Raw genomic sequence first — 18,622 nt, forward strand, 5'->3', positions numbered from 1 at the left:
CCGGCATTACCAAATACCACTCTTTGCGCAATTATTGAGAGCGCAGCGAAGATAAAGCTGGCTGCAAGAATAAATATGTTCAATCCAATATATAAAAGTTAAAACATGAGCAAACAGAACACAGCGCCACGCGTCGGCTTCGTATCTCTCGGTTGTCCCAAGGCGACGGTGGATTCCGAGCATATCCTTACTCGCTTGCGCACTGAGGGTTACATCATTTCTCCCAACTATGCGGATTCCGATCTGGTGGTCGTTAACACTTGCGGTTTCATCGACAGTGCGGTGGCAGAATCACTTGAAGCAATCGGCGAGGCGCTGGCCGAGAATGGAAAAGTTATTGTTACTGGCTGCTTGGGTGCCAAGGGCAATGTGGTGAAAGAAACGCATCCAAAAGTATTGGCAGTCACGGGTCCTCATGCGACAGATGAGGTGATGGAAGCCATCCATGCCCATTTGCCCAAGCTGCATGATCCATACAGCGATCTGGTCCCGCCGCAAGGCATACGGCTGACACCCAAGCATTATGCTTATGTGAAAATTTCCGAGGGCTGTAACCATCGTTGCACCTTTTGCATCATCCCCAGCATGCGCGGCGATCTGGTGAGCCGTCCGGTGGGTGACGTTATGCAGGAAGCGCAGAATCTGGTGAACGCAGGCGTGAAAGAATTGCTGGTAATCTCGCAAGACACCAGTGCTTATGGCGTGGATGTAAAATACCGCACGGGTTTCTGGGGCGGTCGGCCGATCAAGACGCGTATGACCGAGCTAGTGCAGGCGATGGGAGAGTTGGGCGTATGGGTGCGATTACATTACGTTTATCCTTACCCACATGTAGATGAAGTCATCCCGCTGATGGCGCAGGGAAAAATTCTGCCTTATCTGGATATCCCTTTTCAGCACGCCAATGCGCGCATTCTTAAATTAATGAAACGTCCCGCCAGCAGTGAAAACGTGCTCACTCGCATTCAGCAATGGCGCAAAATCTGTCCGGACATTACCTTGCGCAGCACTTTTATCGTCGGATTCCCCGGCGAAACAGAAGCAGAATTTGAAGAGCTGCTCGATTTTCTCGAAATGGCTCAGCTGGATCGCGTTGGCGCATTTATGTATTCGCCTGTGGAAGGTGCTGTGGCCAATAGTTTACCGGATCACATCCCACTTGAAGTCCAGCAAAAACGCTTGGGCCGTTTGATGCAATTGCAGGAAGAGATCAGTGGCGAACGCCTAGCATGTAAATTAGGCAAGACCATGCAGGTATTGGTGGATGAAGTGGACGAGGAGGGTGCAATTGCACGTAGTTCAGCTGATGCACCAGAAATCGATGGTCTGGTTTATATCAGTAACGGCCAGACATTAAAGGTTGGTGATTTTGTGAATGTCCGAATTACTGATTCTGATGTACACGATCTGTGGGCGGAAACGATTTAACCTGTCCGCTACTGATTTGTCAGGTTAAATTCAGCCCTCAGGTGCGAAAGAGATGAGCTGGGTGAAATTGCTTCAGGAAATAAGGAAATCCGGTTTTGTATCTTTAAGTAAGATTTTGTTGCCAGAGTTATCGACCGATCAGTGTGCCTTCCTTGGCTTTAGTTTGTTCGTCATTTATTAGACTTAGATCGAGGATCTCTTTAGCCGCCTTTGGCGGGAAGCCTTTCCGTGGCACGGCACGCGTGTGTAACATCAGATCGACGAAATATTGATTAATTGCCGGCAAACCCCATAGCTCCAATATTTTGTTAAAAACATGCGGAAACTGCTGTTCCAGTGTATGCGGATATTTATCTTCTGCGCCATCCAATAACTGCAAAAGTTCTTTATTCATAAGTGACTCCTAAAATAACAACCAGCAGCTTATTTTGATCTAATTAACTAGAAAATACAATTCACGCAACCAGTGCTGTGATTGCTCAATGTTGCTGGAAAATTTTTTGTTTGCAGATATTTTTTTGGGGCTCAACGACAATAATGTTTGATGGCCTGATATCAAATCATATGTACCGGTACGTAAAAATTATTTCATGCACTACGAAAAAAATCTATCGCTTCACTTAAATCCCGCGTGCGCTTGAATGGCGGTAAGCTCTGCCATATGCGCTTGCCGTAGGATTTTGCTATTAAACGCGGGTCACAAATCATCAGCACGCCGCGGTCGGTCTCATCTCGGATCAAGCGTCCCGCACCTTGCTTAAGATTAATGACCGTGCGGGGTAACTGATATTCCATGAAGGCGTTACGTCCCTGGCTGGTGATCTGTGCAAGGCGCGCCGCCAGCACCGGGTCATCCGGCGGAGCGAACGGCAGTTTGTCTATTACCACTAGCGAAAGAGCTTCGCCGCGCACATCCACTCCTTCCCAAAACGACTGACTGCCCAACAGTATGGCGTTGCCGTGTTCGCGGAAGCGGCTCAACAGCTCATTACGCGAACCTTCGCCTTGCAACATCAACGGATAGTCAAGTTTCTTGCGTTCGAATTCAGCCGTTAAAATCTCATGTGCGCGTTGCATGGCGCGCAGGCTGGTGAACAGCAAAAATGCACGTCCCTTGCTGGCCTCGATCAATGGAAGAGCCGCCAGCACCACCGCTTCGGTATAGCCAGGGTTATTCGGATCGAGCATATTTTGGGGCACATATAGCAGCGCCTGCTCAGGGTAATTGAAAGGGCTGTCCCAGCAGGCGGTTTGAGCCTCAAACAACCCCATTTCGGATTGATAGTGCGAGAAATCCTGCTTCACTGTAATCGTGGCTGACGTGAAAATCCATGCACGCGGGTGGCCATTAATTTGTTTGGCGAATATTTCTGCGATAGACAACGGCGTGGTGTTGAGCTGCACGGATTGGTGAAATATTTCCAGCCAGCGCACCATATCCACTTGCTCTTTGTCCTGCCACTGTAAAATTTTTTGCGCCATTACCTGCCCCCGTTGCCAGCAACTCTCCAGTCCCTCGCTGCGCTCTGCTTGCTTCTCCAGCAGACTGTTAACCTGCTTGAGCTTTTCGTTCAGCACGACCATGGCATCCGTCCAGCCGGATAAATCTTCAATGGCAATAGCAGTCATGCGCCCCTCGCTCTGTTTGAACACCAGGCGCAAGTCACGCGCGGCTTTGTCCAGCGAGTCGGTGGCGGTGGGAAGCGCGGCAAAGTCTTTAGCCGAAATCGCCGCCTCCAACCGCGTATCTCGTGCCAATTCGATGATTTGTGAAGTCGAAATACTTTCGCCAAAAAACAAGCTGGCGGTCTCGGGCAATTGGTGTGCCTCGTCGAAAATAACCGTGTTGCAGGCTGGTAGCAGTTCCGCCAGACCTTCGTCGCGCAGCATCAAATCGGCAAAAAACAAATGGTGGTTCACCACCACCACATCGGCCCGCATCGCCTCTTTGCGCGCCTTAAGTACAAAGCAATCTTTATGATGGGGGCACTCCTGCCCCAGGCAGTTATCGCGCGTTGAAGTCACCTGCATCCAGATAAGTGCATTCTCAGGCACATCGCTCACACCACTCTTGTCGCCGGATTGGGTAATTTTCGCGTACTTCACAATCTTGGCTAGATGGCGCGCATCCTCGCGTGTGGTAAAGCGGCCATCAGACTGCGTGCGTTCGAGGTGATAATGGCACAGGTAATTGGAACGGCCCTTGAGCAATGCTATCGAAACCGGTACTTTGAGCGCATCACGCACCGTAGGTAAATCGCGTTGGAACAGTTGGTCTTGCAAATTTTTCGTGCCGGTGGAGATAATCACCTTGCCGCCAGCGAGCAGGGCAGGGACAAGATAGGCAAAAGTCTTGCCTGTTCCTGTACCTGCCTCTGCGATAAGCTGCCCATTCGCGGTGATTGCCTGTGCGATGGCTTGCGCCATTTCCACCTGTTGTGGACGCGCGCGGAAATTGGGGATGTGCTCGGCTAGCGCACCATTAGGCGAAAATAGGAATGCGATTTTTTTATCTATCATTGTTAAAACAGTAGTCCAACGAGTCAAGCTGCAAATTGATTTGCATGGTATCACTGCATGAAAGCAACGGGTGACGGATAACCGGGGCAGGTCTATTTCCGTTGCCCGGTTATGGATGAGTCATATGTCCCCGGTGATTCCCTGTAGCCTGATTCCGGGAACGATAGCGCCGATGTGGTTTGTACCAGAACCCATTACCTTCTAAACGGCTATTACCATTAATTGAGAAGGTACGGAACTTCTTCCGCTTTTGCTACTCATAACTGCTACAATCTGCTAAGTTTTGTAGCAGATCATATCGAAACCGGGGGCGACTTGGCTTCGACGTGGGTTGCAAAGCAGTGTAGGGCATACCGAGGACCCGCAACCTCGTAAATCAGCTGGAAAACCAATAGTCGCAAACGACGAAAAGTACGCTTTAGCCGCGTAAGTGGTTAGACCTCACACCCTGCTGTCCGTGGAGGGGCTCAAGGCCGCAAGGCCGCGATGAGTGAGGTCATATACACGGAATCGTGTCATGCAGGGTTACTTTGTATGGCATTAAATTTAGGTAACTCGTTCGGTAGCAGCCTGTCGGTTGGCATCTACCGGATAAAATTAAAGAACTTGACTAAGTATGTAGAACTGCCTGTAGAGTGCTTGCGGACGCGGGTTCAATTCCCGCCGCCTCCACCAATCTAAAGGTCTCCAGAAACCATCGGAGACCAATGCAGCCAAGCCATTACAGTGGTTTGGCTGTTTCTTTTTTAAGTGGCGAATTAGTCTTGGAAGGGCTGATTTTGTCCTCGTTTGGTCACAGAACGGTCACAGCCTTTATTGGCTGATCGATTTGTTCGGCCTCGTTGGCATCAAGGATGTGCTTTATGCGCGTCTTTGATACCTTTATTGATAATCAGGAAGAGGCGCTCCGTAAAAATGGGCATCAAGACTGGTATCGTTTAGTACTGCATGATTTCAACGATGGGAAACAGTTCGAAGGTTTAATCCACAAGTGCGAGACATGGTCTGAACCATCAGAAATTCCAGAACCACCATTTCGCGGTGTCCGAGGTGAGGGTGACATTGAAAAAAATAGAGCGCGTGCGGCACGCCGGGCAAAGAAAAAAATCCGTCACGCCTGTAAGTCAGCGAAATTCGACCGGATGCTCACGTTAACGACGAGCGAAGCTATCTTTGATCGTGATGAGTTTCAAAAAATGATTGAAAAATTCATTCGACTTACGCGTAAAGCTACGGGTGATGCCATGCCCTACGTTTTAACAGTTGAAAAACATGATAGCGTAAAAACCAATGAGGCGAAGCGCGGCTCGCTACATGCGCATGTGGCAGTAAAAGGGCGTCAAGATTACAAGCTGCTCCAAACTATCTGGAATTTTCGTGTGTGTGGAGGACGGGGCTACGTGAGGGTGAGCAATGGAACGAGGAAAATGAATCCTGGCAGCATCGCAGGCTATATTTCGAAATACATCAGCAAATCTATTTCGGATGTTGCTGCCAATAAGAAAAGCTATTGGATATCTCACAATATAGCAGCGCCTAGTCGTACCGTTAAGCTCTTCAGAACTTTCGAGGAGGCATTGTCATGGCTAACCACCTTTTACAACTCAAAAGGGGCTTCTTGGGGCTTTAATCGGTGGCGCTACTGGGAAGATAAGTCCTTGGGTGTGCTCTGGCTTCCTGCCGGATAAAGAAACGTACTTAAATTAAGAAAGGAAAAGCATGCAACAGAAAAATACCAGCCAACGTTATAAACCTATGACGTCCATCTTGTTTGGTAGTCGCTGGCTACAATTGCCTCTGTACCTCGGTTTAATCATTGCTCAGTGCGTTTACGTGTTTCACTTTATGGTTGAACTAGCGCACTTGGTTGAGAAAGTACCGCACCTTGGCGAATCCGACATCATGTTAATTGTGCTCGGCTTGATCGACGTAGTAATGATTTCCAATCTTCTAATCATGGTGATAGTAGGTGGCTACGAAACTTTTGTTTCCCGCCTAGATTTAGCGGGTCACCCAGATGAGCCGGATTGGCTATCACACGTCAATGCAAACCTGCTTAAAATAAAACTGGCCACCGCCATTATTGGCATCTCGTCCATTCACCTGCTTAAGACTTTTATCAATGCCCCTAATCTGGCCGAAAAAACCATGTTATGGCAAACCCTGATTCACATGGCATTCGTGGCTTCAGCGGTTGCAATGGCTTACATTGATCGCCTCATGTCACCTCACATTGCAACGAGTAACGTCCATGAGCACTAACTCATAGTCATAGGACTACGTATCGTTTCAACTTCATATGGGCGTGTTAACTACTAAACTTGGTATTTACACGCCGTCTAAAGGTTCATCAACCTTAAGCTTACCGCTTAAATAATAAAATCTTTTTCAGAACGAGATTGCGTAGCAACCCCACAGGGGGCGTCAGCGTCCCATTTCCTGCAAGCAGCTTAGGTTTATCTCCTGGATGATTGCTGCTGGGACACGCATCTTGGCGGCCGCGCTTGCGCGGACGCTAGAGGCGGGCGCAGCCCGCTATACTTGTATAAGGGACACATTACCTTCCTAATTGCTATAAAGGTTAAGTAACTAATGTCTGTCTTGCATGATAGGGAATTTAACTTGCCCACTCGTGGCGACTCGCTTGTAGATGGGTGGGTGGCATGTGCAGATTTAGGCAGAACTTGCGTAAGCTGCAGAGAAGGTTATCTTAGGTAGTGGTGCACCCCAAGAGTACTAAGCGCCTTATTTTACTTCCGCCGATTTGATCATAAACACATAGGCTAAGCATAAAGTGAATATCCGCTTGGGTATTTGATGTAGTTGATGTAAGTTTAGACAAATTATTAAATAAGTCAGTTTACAAATATAAGTAAAGGTCATCCATGGATTCCGTAATAAAGCCCAGTGATTTACAAGGACTAAATGCTACCGAGCAGAAGGAACTAATGGAGCGATGGTTTCATGAGAATTACGAGGATCCAGCGGAGAGGACTCCATACGAATCTGCGGAAGGCGGTTACATTTGGATCTGGGGTGGACCGTACTATGCCCGTGATGAGCTAGAAAATTATTTCCATGAATACGCAGATCAATCCGTTATTAATGAACTTACAGAAGAACTAGAGCGATATGGCTGGGAATGGGCACCAACTGAACGGCCCGGTGACTACGATGATTATGACTATGACAATTTCATCATCGGCAATATTTCAAGCATCTCAGAAGCCCATCAAAATTTTATTGGCGCAATTGGGATTATAGAAACGCTCCTTGAAACGGAAATAGCCTCAAAAGTTCAAGACCAATTTTACAGGCTTCTCTTTGTCAACGTAGTAACCGCACTCGAAACCTTCTTGTCGGATGCATTCATTTCAAAGGTGTTAGGAAATAAAGTATTAGGAGGTCAGGATTATTTTAAGACGTTCGTCAAATCTAACCTAGACTTTCAAAATCAGAAGTTTTCTCTTTCTGATGTTTTAGAGGTTGTAGGCGGCCTCGAATCAACCGTAAAGACGCATCTACAAGAGGTCGTATGGCACAACCTACCTAAAGTATCGAAGATGTACAAGACCACCCTTGGACTCAAATTTCCCGGCAAACTTGGCGAAATAATTAAAGTCATACACATCCGCCACGACATTGTTCATCGAAATGGAAGGAACAAGGACGGGATAGATATTTTTGTACAAAAAGCTGAGGTTTTAGCATTGATTGAGAAGATTAAGCAATTTGCTCAACCTATCGATGAACAGTTGGCTATAATTGACTTCCCAATTATTACTACAACTAACGAATAAAAGCGCGATGGTCTTTATCAAAGAAACGATAGAGAAATAAGGAATTTAAAAATCATTGCTATTACGCATTTTGTACTTTGACCATCGAAACAACAAATCGGCTTGGAAGTAAAGGCATACATTGCAATTCACGTAGCAATCTCGTTTGGGTTGGAGATTTTCGCTTCTGTTCTTTGTGTAACATTTATCGAAATAGAGGAAATTATGGACAATTCAATCGCTGTTTTATTTAGTACTGTGGCATGTGTTTGGTGTGGGGTAGCATTACTGCGGAGACTGGTTAGAAGCATTCCCAACCCAAGCGAGAGATTAGCGTGTTATGTGTGTTGACCAAGAGTAATGCAGGGGGGTTCGATTCCCCCTCTCCGCACCCTCACAAATCAAGAAACGAAGGTAAAAAAAGCGAGCTAACAATATAGAAGAGCTGCTTCGCTGCATTCAAAACCATACGAACGTCTGAGTTGATCACGCTTGAGTGGGGCGATGTAGATTTTCAGCGTGGTGTCGTTCGTGTTCGGCGCGCCAGTGTTCGCAAGGTTGTTAAGACTACCAAAACCATGTCCGGTGAACGTGATGTTAAGTTGCTTACTCCGGCTTTAGAGGCATTGAACGCGCAAGTGAGTTTTACCTTTTCTGCCAACGGAAGAATTTTTCACAATCCAAAAACGAACAGCCCTTGGGAAACTGACGGGCAGATACGCAAGACCGCTTGGATTCCAATTCTAAAGGCTGCGAACGTTCCCTATCGCAACCCATATCAAACACGGCATACCTACGCCAGCATGCTTCTATCGGCTGGCGAAGATCCTATGTGGGTCGCTCATCAAATGGGACATGCTGACTGGGGAATGATCCGCAAAACCTATGGCCGCTGGATACCCGATATGAACCCGGTCGCAGGAAGAAAAATAGAGCACCTTTGGTCACAACATGGTCAAAACGAGAACAAAGGCTTGTAAACAAATGAGATCTCGTACCTTCAATTCCCGCCGCCTCCACCAATTCAGTGTTTTAAGAAGTCCAGTAACATCCTTAAACCCGCCTAAGTGCGGTTTTTTTTCTTGCCTTTCGGGAGTGGGAATTTCGGTCGAATGATTGGATGCAAACTAAATAGAAAGGATTGAAATCCGTCTCCCCAAACGCATGGATGATCGGCGTTACTGAGAAGCAAGTGTAGTGAGCAGTAGAACGACTCAACCCCGGGCCAAGCAAAGTGCTGGGTCAGGTCACCGCATGAAGTACTATTTAAGGTGGGGTGTGCTACACGGCTGGGGAAATTACTGGTGAGGTGTTATGTCTTTTTTTGGGGTGACGTCAATAACTTTTACACCCAGCTCCTTGAATCTGTCATCAACCTCCTTGCCTTCTTTTTTCAGAATGGTTTCTGGGGTATCGGCCCTCGGTTCTCCCACTGGGTTATAGGTAACGGTTCCGTCAGAGTTTAATTTCTTAGTCATAACAGACTGCTCTTTTATTTCAATGATTTTTACACCTGTGTCCTCTGCTTGTTTTTCGATATCTTTGCTTTGTTTATGTGGAACAGTTTCGGGGAAATCGGCCTTTGAATCACCTACTAAGTTATAGGTAACGCTTCCGTCAGAATTAGCCTTCTTGGTCATGACGGGTTGTTCCTTTATATCAATAATCTTGACACCTATTTCCTTAGCTTGTTTATCAATTTCTTTACTTTCCTGTAGTGAAATTGTTTCTGATAAATCCGCTTTCGGGTTCCCCGATGTTTTATACGTAATGGTCCCGTCAGAGTTGTCCCTTTTTGTGAGTACGGGTTGTCGAGTTATGTCAGATTTCTTGCCCCCTTTTTTCTTAGTATGTTTAACAAATGCTTCGCTTTTCTTTTGCTGAACTGTTTTTGTTGAACCTACCTTTGGCTTCCCAACTGAGTTTAAGGTAACGGTACCGTCGGAATTGACTTTGTTGGTCATTACGGGAGAGGCAATTGCAATGCTTGAAAAGACAATAATAAGGAGTGGTAAGAGTATGTTCATTTTAATGACCGGTAAAAAGAAAATATCATGCGCTCGACATAGTCGCGCAAAAATGGTTATCTCTGGATTGTAAGCAGCCTGGGATTACGTCGACATTTCTCATGAAAAAGATGGCGCGCTAATAGTAGAGTTATCAACAATACCACATGTGTACGATAATAATCTCAGTGAGAAATTACATGGAGCTTTTAAAGAAGAACGTCAAATCGGGTGAATTTTGGACGCCACCTTATGGTACCAATAACCCCGGAGGAGCAGAAAGAGATAGATTCGATTGAATTGTAAAACAAGATACTTAAAAATTGATTGTCGCAAGTTGGGCAGCAGATATTTTTTAGGGGTAACTATCGGGGTAACCGCATCTTATAAAAACTGTCAATGCCTGTATTTATAAGACTTCTGGCCTATTATTCGGTAGACGCCGCCCCACTAATCTAAAGGTCTCCAGAAACTACCGGAGACCATTGCAGCCAAGTCATTTCAGTGGTTTTGCTGTTTCTTTTTGTGCGCCGGCAGGGCACACTTACTTTGAGGTGAAAGTCTTTTACAGGGAAGTTTTGTCTGATGATATTTAGTGAAGATTCAAGAGTCAAAATCCCCTGCATTCTGCATCTGGTGCGGCTTGGCTACCGCTACCTCTCGCTCAAGAATGCCGTATGGGACGAAGAGACCAATATCTTTTCGGACTTGTTTCGTGCCGCCATCGCCCGGATCAATCCCGGCATTGAGTGTGACGACATCGACCGACTGTTGACCGACGTCAAACTCCTGCTGGATAACGAAGACCTCGGCAAAGCCTTCTACGAAAAGCTCACGGAACGCTCAGGTATCCGGCTGATCGACTTCGAGAACTTCAGCAACAACAGCTTCCATGTAGTCACCGAGTTGTCCTGCAAGAATGGCGACGACGAGTTTCGGCCCGACATCACCCTGCTCATCAACGGCATGCCGCTGGTCTTCATCGAGGTCAAGAAACCTATCAACCGCGAAGGCGTCCTGGCCGAGCGCAACCGCATCATCACGCGCTGCCGCAATCCCCGTTTCCGTCGCTTCATCAACATTACCCAGCTGATGGTTTTCTCCAACAACATGGAGTACGAAGACGGCTCGCCGCACCCTATCGAGGGGGCGTTCTATGCCAGCCCCTCGTATGACGCGTCGATCTTCAACTACTTCCGCGAAGAGGAGGAGCTGAATCTGGCAGACCTGCTGGCCGTCGAGGATGACGCGCTTGAAAACGAGGTGCTGCGTGACAACAACCTCAACGTCATCAAGCACAGCCCTGAATTCATCAGCAATAAATCGCCGGACACGCCAACCAACCGGATTTGCACCTCCCTGTTCAGCCGTGACCGTCTGGCCTTCCTGTTGCGCTTTGCGCTTGTCTATGTGAACGAGGCCGACGGCCTGCATAAGCACGTCATGCGTTACCCGCAGATCTTCGCTACCAAGGCGATTGAACGGAAACTGGATGCCGGTGTACGCATGGGGATCATCTGGCACACTCAGGGCAGCGGCAAAACCGCGTTGGCCTATTACAACACCCGTTTTCTCACCGACTACTTCCAGCGCAGGGGCATCATCCCCAAGTTCTACTTCATCGTCGACCGGATCGACCTACTCACCCAGGCGCAGCGTGAATTTTCCGGGCGCGGGTTGATCGTGCATACCATTGATAGCCGCGATGCCTTTGCCCGCGACATCAAGTCCACACAAGTGCTGCACAACAATACCGGCAAACCTGAAATCACCGTGGTTAATATCCAAAAATTTCAGGACGACCCGGATGTGGTGCACGCCGAAGACTACGACGTCAGCATCCAGCGCGTCTATTTTCTCGACGAGGTGCATCGCAGCTACAACCCGCAGGGCAGCTTTCTCGCCAATCTCAGCCAGTCAGACCGCAATGCCATCAAGATCGGCCTCACCGGCACGCCGCTGCTGGGCGACGACTACAATTCCCGCGCCCTGTTTGGCGACTACATCCACAAGTACTACTACAACGCCTCCATCGCTGACGGCTACACCCTGCGCCTGATCCGCGAAGAGATCGCCACCAACTACAAGCTCTCGCTGCAAGAAGCGCTTGCGGCCGTGGAGCTTCAGCAAGGAGACATCGACCGCAAGCTCATCTACGCGCACCCGAAGTTTGTCGAGCCCATTCTCGACTACATCGTGCGCGATTTCGAGAAGAGCCGTAGCGCACTGGGCGATGCCAGCATCGGCGGCATGGTCATCTGCGACAGCGCCGATCAAGCCCGCCAAATGTTCGAGATTTTCAATGCCGTCTATGCAGCCCAGCCCACACCGGCTTACGCCGCGCAGGATTCCGCGCAAGAACTGATCGCCGCCACGCAACCGGAAAGCTATGCCGCCCGCACTCTGCTTGCAAATCGCGCCCGAAGCGCCGCGCTGATCCTGCATGACGTGGGCAACAAGGAAGAGCGCAAGCATTGGGTGGAAGACTTCAAGGCAGGCAAAATCGACCTGCTGTTTGTCTACAACATGCTGCTCACCGGCTTTGATGCCAAGCGCTTGAAGAAGCTCTACCTCGGCCGGGTGATCCGCTCGCACAATCTGCTGCAGGCGCTCACCCGTGTGAACCGCCCCTACAAGGATTTTCGTTACGGCTACGTCGTCGATTTTGCTGATATCAGTAAAGTGTTTGAAGAAACGAACCAGCGTTACTTGAAAGAGTTAAATGAGGAACTGGGCGACGAGCAGGAGCATTACTCCAACCTGTTTAAATCCGCCGAAGAGATTGCGCAGGAAATCGAAACAATCAAGGACATCCTGTTCAGCTTCAATATCGAAAACGCCGAGGAGTTTTCACGGCAGATTAGCCAGATTCAGGACCGTGCCACTATGCTGGCGCTCAAGAAAGCGCTGACCGATGCCCGCAGCCTCTATAACCTGATCCGCCTGCAGGGCGACTACGGCTTGTTGCAACAGCTCGACTTCCACAAGCTCAACCAGCTCTACCGCGAAACCTGCAACCACCTTGACCTGCTCAACCTCAAGGAAAGCATCGAATCGGCCACCGACACCAGCAATCTGCTCAACGTTGCGCTGGAAGATGTGCTCTTCATGTTCACCAAGATCAAGGAAGAAGAGCTGGTACTGGCCGACAAGCTCAAGAACACATTGCGCCAGACCCGCGAAGCGCTCGCTGACAACTTCGATCAGCAAGACCCCAAGTTCATCACCCTCAGGGAAGAGCTGGAGCGGCTGTTCAAGAAAAAGAAACTCAACGAAGTCACGCAGGAAGAAATGACTGCCAACATCGGCGCGCTGGGCGCCATTCATGACCAGGTGAAAGAACTGAACCGCCAAAACAACCAGCTCCGCGCCAAATACTGGGGCGATGCCAAATACACCCGCATCCACAAGCGCCTGCAAGAGCGCGGCGCGCTTACGCAAACCGAGCGAAATCTGTTTGACGCTCTCTTGGGCGTCAAACAGCAGGCTGATGAACAGGTGCTGCAAAACACCCAACTGCTGGATAACGAAAGCTATTTCGAACGAATGATGCAACCCATCGTGATCGGCGAGTTTCAGACTCAACAAAAAATCAAACTTACACCCGATGCCTCCCGCACCATCAACCACTTGGTTGTGGCCGAATACATGAATGAATTTACCGCCGGTTCCCGAACAGGCAGCCTTACCGGCAACCGCACAGGAGCACCCCTTTGATAACGCAGGAATTTGAACAACGCACGCGTGAGCTGATCGACAGCATAAAAGCCATCTGCGCCGCCTATGGCTTGGGCAACGACGGCAACGAATTCAAGATCATCACCCAAGTCTTTCTCTATAAATTCCTCAATGACAAATTCGCCTTCGAGGCCAAGAAAATCCGGCCCGACCTCGCGCAGGCCGACAAGTGGGAACAGGCCATCGCCAGCCTGAGTGCCGACGAGCTGGACATGCTGCAAATGCAGATGGGACCGGACACCGCCCGCCTGAAACCAGAGCACTTCATCGCCCACCTGTGGAACCGCCAGACCGCGCCGGAATTCGCCAAACTGTTTGACGATACCCTGCGCGACATCGCTATCAGCAACAATGAAATCTTCGCGGTGAAAACCGATGGCGGCGCCAAGATCACCCTGTTCGACCGGGTCAGCGAATTCATCTCCGACCCCTCCAAGCGCGACGCCTTCTGCCGCGCCCTCATCAACAAACTGGGCGACTTCAGCTTCGAGCGCATCTTCACCCAGAAATATGACTTCTACGCTGCCCTGTTCGAATACCTGATCAAGGATTACAACAAGGACAGCGGCGGCAAATACGCCGAGTACTACACCCCGCACGCCGTGGCCAAGATCATGGCCGCCATCCTGGTGCCGGAGGCGGTGCGCGGCAAGGTGAGCAACGTGGGCTGCTATGACCCCTCCGCCGGCTCCGGTTCACTCTTGATGAACCTGGCTCACGCCATCGGCGAGCAGCGCTGCGCCATCTACTCGCAGGACATTTCTCAGAAGTCATCGAGCCTGCTGCGTCTAAACCTGATTCTGAATAATCTGGTTCACTCCATCCCCAACATCATCCAGGGCAACACCATGCTCCACCCCTATCACCGGGAGGGCAAGTCGCTAAAGAAGTTCGACTATATCGTTTCCAATCCGCCCTTCAAGATGGATTTCAGCGATTTCAGGAATGAGCTGGACGCCAAGGAGCATCAGGAACGCTTCTTCGCCGGGGTGCCGAACATCCCCAAGCAGGCCGTGGATAAGATGGCCATCTACCAGCTCTTTCTCCAGCACATCATCTATTCGCTGAAATCCGGCGGCAAGGCGGCGGTCGTGGTACCCACCGGCTTCATCACCGCTCAGTCGGGCATCGACCGGAAGATCCGTGAACATCTGGTGAACAAGAAAATGCTGGCCGGCGTGGTCTCCATGCCGAGCAACATCTTTGCCACCACCGGCACCAATGTTTCCATCCTGATCATCGACGACGCCAACAAGGAAGGCGTGGTGCTGGTCGATGCCTCCAACCTCGGCACCAAGGTCAAGGACGGCAAGAACCAGAAGACCCTGCTCTCCGACACCGAGGAAGACCACATCATCACCACCTTCAACCATAAGCAGGCGGTGGAGGATTTCTCGGTGGTTGTCAGCTACGACGAGATCGCCGCCAAGAACTACAGCTTGAGCGCCGGACAGTATTTCGAGGTGAAGATCGAGTACACCGATCTAACGCCAGCGCAGTTCGCCGCAAAGTTACAGGGCTTTACTGACAGTCTGGACAAGTTGTTCAAGGAATCAGCAGGGCTGGAAAAGGAGATCAAGAAGCAGTTGGCGGGGTTGCGGTATGAGTAAATCTATTCCGCTCAAAGGGGCTGTTTCATTCGGTAAAGAGAGAATCTCTGTCAATTCGGCGAGTATTGATAGCTATGTAACTACAGATAATTTATTGCCAAATAAACTAGGGGTAATTCGTGCAGTTAGTTTGCCACCTCAAGCTGGGAATATACCTGCTTATAACTGCGAGAATATTCTCTTCGGAAATATTAGACCCTATCTAAAAAAAATATGGTTCTCCGACAGGAGTGGAGGCTGTTCAGCGGATATTTTGGTATTTCAGGCCAAGCCTGGATATTTTCCAAAATTTATTTATTATGCATTGCTTAGGGATGACTTTTTCTCACACGTAATGAAGGGAGCGAAGGGTACTAAAATGCCTCGTGGTGATAAAGCTCAAATACTTGAGTTCACCATCCCCACAATTGGTTTCAACGATCAACAAAAAATCGTCGCCGTCCTCTCCGTCCTCGACGCCAAGATCGACTGCAACAACCGTATCAACACCGAACTGGAAGCGATGGCCAAGACCCTGTACGACTACTGGTTCGTGCAGTTCGACTTCCCCGATGCCAACGGCAAACCCTACAAATCCTCCGGCGGCAAGATGGTCTACAACGCCACCCTGAAACGGGAGATTCCGGCGGGGTGGCAGCACTCGACAATTGGCGAGACTTTCAAAACTCACCTCGGCGGCACGCCATCAAGAGAAAAGGAAGAATATTGGACTCCGAGTGAGGTGAATTGGTTGAGCTCTGGTGAGAACCCAAGCACGTTCGTCGTAGATCCTGACGAACGAATTTCAAACTTGGGCTTGCAGAATTCACCCGCGAAACTTCTACCCGAAGGAACTGTGATTCTCTCTATAGTCCGCCACCTTCGGGCATCAATACTTGGAATTGAAGCAGCAACAAATCAATCAGTCGTTGGTATTGTTGAATCTAGCGCCTTCAAACACTGCTTTATCTACCCTTACCTTGTTCGTGAAATACCACGTTTAATGGTGCTGAGAACTGGGGCGCAGCAGCCACACATTAACAAAGGGGTGCTTGATGAGTCTCTCTTGGTGGTTCCTGATGCATCAACTTTAGAGGCCTATACGAGTCTCGCGGCCCCACTGTTTTTGCAGATCAAGAATTACCACCAGCAAAACTGGGAACTCACCCAACTCCGCGACTGGCTCCTGCCCATGCTGATGAACGGCCAGGTCACGGTGGCGTGAAGGAGGGTGCCATGACCGAGCGCGACAAGAAGCCGACCCGCAACCGCAACGCTAAATTTCTGATCTTCACCGGAGAGGCTGACGAGTCGCGCTCTGCTGATGATGATACAACCAATTCGGAACGCACTGCGTTCCGAATTGAGTTGGACGCACTATTATTTGCTGCTGGGCGTGGATGATGCCCGCGCGGTTCAAGTCCAACGGCATCCAAAAACACTGTGTGGTAACCAAAAATATTTGACGCCATTACTTTTAGTCAATACCATATGCAGACAACTCTCCCCTATTGAAGTCAGTTTTCTGATGAACAACTGGGGCGACGGAGCCGCCGAAAGGCGGCTTTGTCATTTTTGCTTATTGGGATTCCATGACAACGCAACGTGCCATCGCCTACATTGACGGCTACAACCTTTACTATAGCCGTTTGTGAGGAACCGCCTATAAGTGGCTGGACTTGGTTGCGCTGTTTCGCGATCAAATCTTAAAGCCGCAACTACCAGATATTCCGCTCAATGTCGTAAAATACTTTACTGCTCCCGCGATGGGTAAGTTTGCTTCGCATGGAACAAACTCAGTTACAGCCCAGAATGAATATCACCGCGCACTTAACGCCAAGTATTCCGGCGAGATCGAAATCATTTCTGGATACCATACAGCAGAAGAGTCTCTGCTAATGGCATACCTTGAACCGCCCGACAAGAACAACCGCCTTTCGGTGTGGCGCATTGAGGAAAAGCAAACCGATGTGAACATTGCGCTTGCCATTTATCGCGATGTTGCTCAAGGTGAAGCTAATGTAGTGGTCATCTGCTCAAACGATTCCGACCTTATCCCAGCAGTCAAAGCCATCAAGGCTGACTTCCCAGAATGTATCGTCGGGATTGTTGCGCCGTTACACGAACCAAACGGCAATCCTCACCGACGCGGTAACACTGAACTGGAAAAATTAGCCGATTGGACACGCCACTACATTCGTGACGAGGAATTAGCAAAATCTCAATTGCCAGATGTCGTGCCGACAAGAAAAAAGGCATCGAGGAAACCCCAGCATTGGTAACTATTAGAGAAGCATTCAAATCCAATTAATGTCCAACGTCCCCAATCACACCGGGACGTAAATAATATGACCACCCTGCGCTTGAATATTGGTAACGTATACGTTACCGTAAAACTATGAAGATCAAGGTTGAATAATATATTTGCCAAGATGGCACAAACCCATATAAGGCATGGTTTGACAACCTTGATCCACACAGGCCGCCGCAAAATCGTTACTGCCAAATTGCGCTTGGAGCTTGGAAATACGTCTAGCGTGAAATGGTTTGACGGCATCGGTGAATACGTCATTGACTGGGGGCCGGGATACCGTGTTTACCTTGCCAGGGATGGTGACACACTCATCATCTTGTTTGGCGGTGGCACCAAGCGCGGCCAGCAGAAGGATATTGATAAGGCAAAGGCATTGCACCACGAATACAAGGTGCGAAAGAAAGCCAAGTCTACCGCCAGCAAAATTGAAAAAACAAAGAGGTGATCACATGGCACTAACTCGAAATTTTAAACAAACAGTTATTGAGCGCGTTGAACGCGATCCTGAGTTTGCGAAAGCACTGCTTGATGAAGCGGCAACTTTGTTTCTGAGTGACGAACCGGAAACAGCGCGCCTCATCCTTCGTGACCTTGTGAATGCCACAGTGGGATTTGAACAGTTGGCCGTGCTGACTGACAAACCCAGCAAAAGCCTGCACCGCATGCTATCGCCCAAAGGCAACCCAAGCATGGATAACCTCGCTGCAATTTTCGGTGCTATCCGTGCGTGTCTGAAAGTTGGAATTGAAGTTCATACGGTTGAATTAGCATAGCAAGTTGCTTTGCATTTGTTGGGTACGAACTGTGCTTATTTTATTCCTGCGGGACGCCGGTTCAATTCCCCCACTGTACATGGCTGCCCCTGCAGCCTTGCCATTATTATTGATGGCTAAGGCTGTACCATTCCCAAGGGTGGTCGCCGTTGTGCCATTCCAAATAGTGGCGTGGTATGCATTGGAACCTGCCACTTGGCCCGCATCGTTGATGGCATTAGCATCATCGTGATTTGTACCTAATGTTCTGTTGCCCGTAAGGGAGGCGCCATTCCAAATGGTGCCATACCAGTCATTGCTCGTGGAGGACATATTTACACGGCCTACTATCTGGCCGGCATTGTTGATGGCAGTGTGGAAGGCGCGTGACAATGTTCCACTACTGGAGACATAACGCCGCGCCACGCTCATCTCCGCCACCGTCACCGTCACCGGCAAAATCGACATTTGCGTACTTGCGTCAGCATGACAATGT

At 49.3% G+C, this 18,622-nt stretch carries 16 protein-coding genes and 1 other RNA gene; 13 read left to right on the forward strand and 4 right to left on the reverse strand.

All coding sequences use genetic code 11. From position 1 onward, the window contains the following. Positions 1-105: 105 nt before the first annotated feature. Entirely contained in the window at positions 106-1,428 is a 1,323-nt protein-coding gene (gene rimO, locus MJ768_RS01830; protein ID WP_239287598.1) for a 30S ribosomal protein S12 methylthiotransferase RimO, read from the forward strand. A gap of 127 nt (positions 1,429-1,555) precedes the next feature. Here the strand turns inward: rimO and MJ768_RS01835 are convergent, their stop codons facing one another. Together MJ768_RS01835 and MJ768_RS01840 are read right to left on the reverse strand one after the other, a co-directional pair. After that, complete coding sequence (locus tag MJ768_RS01835) at positions 1,556-1,822, reverse strand: hypothetical protein (protein WP_239287599.1); 267 nt, start codon at positions 1,820-1,822, stop codon at positions 1,556-1,558. 194 nt (positions 1,823-2,016) lie between these two features. Then, positions 2,017-3,948 carry an ATP-dependent DNA helicase gene (locus MJ768_RS01840; protein ID WP_239287600.1) on the reverse strand — a complete coding sequence of 644 codons (1,932 nt, stop codon included), beginning with the start codon at positions 3,946-3,948 and terminating at the stop codon, positions 2,017-2,019. Positions 3,949-4,254: 306 nt separating this feature from the next. On the opposite strand from MJ768_RS01840, the gene ssrA reads away from it, so the two are divergent. The 5 genes from ssrA (at position 4,255) to MJ768_RS01865 (ending at position 8,707) form a co-directional block, all read left to right on the forward strand. Beyond that, positions 4,255-4,623: a transfer-messenger RNA gene (ssrA, locus tag MJ768_RS01845) on the forward strand. A 188-nt stretch (positions 4,624-4,811) separates the two neighbouring features. Then, on the forward strand, positions 4,812-5,636 hold the full coding sequence (locus MJ768_RS01850) for a rolling circle replication-associated protein (protein WP_239287601.1): 825 nt from the start codon (positions 4,812-4,814) through the stop codon (positions 5,634-5,636). 31 nt (positions 5,637-5,667) lie between these two features. Beyond that, positions 5,668-6,210 carry a TIGR00645 family protein gene (locus tag MJ768_RS01855; protein ID WP_239287602.1) on the forward strand — a complete coding sequence of 181 codons (543 nt, stop codon included), beginning with the start codon at positions 5,668-5,670 and terminating at the stop codon, positions 6,208-6,210. A 623-nt stretch (positions 6,211-6,833) separates the two neighbouring features. After that, positions 6,834-7,748: a HEPN domain-containing protein gene (locus MJ768_RS01860; protein ID WP_239287603.1), complete on the forward strand. Its 915-nt coding sequence runs from the start codon at positions 6,834-6,836 to the stop codon at positions 7,746-7,748. Positions 7,749-8,194: 446 nt separating this feature from the next. Further along, on the forward strand, positions 8,195-8,707 hold the full coding sequence (locus MJ768_RS01865; protein WP_256449813.1) for a site-specific integrase: 513 nt from the start codon (positions 8,195-8,197) through the stop codon (positions 8,705-8,707). Between the two features lie 318 nt (positions 8,708-9,025). On the opposite strand, the gene MJ768_RS01870 is transcribed toward MJ768_RS01865, so the two are convergent. Continuing rightward, entirely contained in the window at positions 9,026-9,754 is a 729-nt protein-coding gene (locus MJ768_RS01870) for a hypothetical protein (RefSeq protein ID WP_239287605.1), read from the reverse strand. Between the two features lie 564 nt (positions 9,755-10,318). On the opposite strand from MJ768_RS01870, the gene MJ768_RS01875 reads away from it, so the two are divergent. The 7 genes from MJ768_RS01875 to MJ768_RS01905 all read left to right on the forward strand — a co-directional run bounded on the left by MJ768_RS01875 (position 10,319) and on the right by MJ768_RS01905 (position 18,147). After that, positions 10,319-13,450 carry a type I restriction endonuclease subunit R gene (locus MJ768_RS01875; protein WP_239287607.1) on the forward strand — a complete coding sequence of 1,044 codons (3,132 nt, stop codon included), beginning with the start codon at positions 10,319-10,321 and terminating at the stop codon, positions 13,448-13,450. Further along, positions 13,447-15,081 (forward strand): HsdM family class I SAM-dependent methyltransferase, encoded by a 1,635-nt coding sequence (locus tag MJ768_RS01880; RefSeq protein WP_239287609.1) that lies wholly within the window; start codon positions 13,447-13,449, stop codon positions 15,079-15,081. The genes MJ768_RS01875 and MJ768_RS01880 overlap by 4 nt, the downstream gene beginning before the upstream one ends. Further along, a complete protein-coding gene (locus tag MJ768_RS01885; RefSeq protein ID WP_239287610.1) occupies positions 15,074-16,285 on the forward strand; it encodes a restriction endonuclease subunit S in 1,212 nt (403 codons plus the stop codon). Before MJ768_RS01880 ends, MJ768_RS01885 begins: the two co-directional genes overlap by 8 nt. 11 nt (positions 16,286-16,296) lie before the next feature. Beyond that, positions 16,297-16,464, forward strand: coding sequence for a hypothetical protein (locus MJ768_RS01890; protein ID WP_239287611.1), 168 nt, complete (start codon positions 16,297-16,299; stop codon positions 16,462-16,464). 275 nt (positions 16,465-16,739) lie between these two features. After that, positions 16,740-17,342 (forward strand): NYN domain-containing protein, encoded by a 603-nt coding sequence (locus tag MJ768_RS01895; protein ID WP_239287612.1) that lies wholly within the window; start codon positions 16,740-16,742, stop codon positions 17,340-17,342. Between the two features lie 177 nt (positions 17,343-17,519). Beyond that, entirely contained in the window at positions 17,520-17,819 is a 300-nt protein-coding gene (locus MJ768_RS01900) for a type II toxin-antitoxin system RelE/ParE family toxin (protein ID WP_239287613.1), read from the forward strand. Between the two features lie 4 nt (positions 17,820-17,823). Beyond that, positions 17,824-18,147: a helix-turn-helix domain-containing transcriptional regulator gene (locus tag MJ768_RS01905; RefSeq protein ID WP_239287614.1), complete on the forward strand. Its 324-nt coding sequence runs from the start codon at positions 17,824-17,826 to the stop codon at positions 18,145-18,147. Here MJ768_RS01905 and MJ768_RS01910 read toward each other — a convergent pair. Further along, the gene (locus tag MJ768_RS01910) at positions 18,139-18,594 is read right to left on the reverse strand and encodes a hypothetical protein (protein ID WP_239287615.1); all 456 of its coding nucleotides are present in this window, start codon (positions 18,592-18,594) and stop codon (positions 18,139-18,141) included. The genes MJ768_RS01905 and MJ768_RS01910 overlap by 9 nt on opposite strands. Positions 18,595-18,622 lie beyond the last annotated feature (28 nt).

It is taken from the genome of Candidatus Nitrotoga sp. 1052, assembly GCF_927312905.1.
Classification (GTDB): domain Bacteria; phylum Pseudomonadota; class Gammaproteobacteria; order Burkholderiales; family Gallionellaceae; genus Nitrotoga.

Excerpts from the sequence above, each read along its gene's own strand:
- rimO (WP_239287598.1), top strand. The coding sequence starts at position 106 with ATGAGCAAACAGAACACAGCGCCACGCGTCGGCTTCGTATCTCTCGGT.
- MJ768_RS01835 (WP_239287599.1), bottom strand. The coding sequence starts at position 1,822 with ATGAATAAAGAACTTTTGCAGTTATTGGATGGCGCAGAAGATAAATAT.
- MJ768_RS01840 (WP_239287600.1), bottom strand. The coding sequence starts at position 3,948 with ATGATAGATAAAAAAATCGCATTCCTATTTTCGCCTAATGGTGCGCTA.
- MJ768_RS01850 (WP_239287601.1), top strand. The coding sequence starts at position 4,812 with ATGCGCGTCTTTGATACCTTTATTGATAATCAGGAAGAGGCGCTCCGT.
- MJ768_RS01855 (WP_239287602.1), top strand. The coding sequence starts at position 5,668 with ATGCAACAGAAAAATACCAGCCAACGTTATAAACCTATGACGTCCATC.
- MJ768_RS01860 (WP_239287603.1), top strand. The coding sequence starts at position 6,834 with ATGGATTCCGTAATAAAGCCCAGTGATTTACAAGGACTAAATGCTACC.
- MJ768_RS01870 (WP_239287605.1), bottom strand. The coding sequence starts at position 9,754 with ATGAACATACTCTTACCACTCCTTATTATTGTCTTTTCAAGCATTGCA.
- MJ768_RS01875 (WP_239287607.1), top strand. The coding sequence starts at position 10,319 with ATGATATTTAGTGAAGATTCAAGAGTCAAAATCCCCTGCATTCTGCAT.
- MJ768_RS01885 (WP_239287610.1), top strand. The coding sequence starts at position 15,074 with ATGAGTAAATCTATTCCGCTCAAAGGGGCTGTTTCATTCGGTAAAGAG.
- MJ768_RS01890 (WP_239287611.1), top strand. The coding sequence starts at position 16,297 with ATGACCGAGCGCGACAAGAAGCCGACCCGCAACCGCAACGCTAAATTT.
- MJ768_RS01905 (WP_239287614.1), top strand. The coding sequence starts at position 17,824 with ATGGCACTAACTCGAAATTTTAAACAAACAGTTATTGAGCGCGTTGAA.
- MJ768_RS01910 (WP_239287615.1), bottom strand. The coding sequence starts at position 18,594 with ATGTCGATTTTGCCGGTGACGGTGACGGTGGCGGAGATGAGCGTGGCG.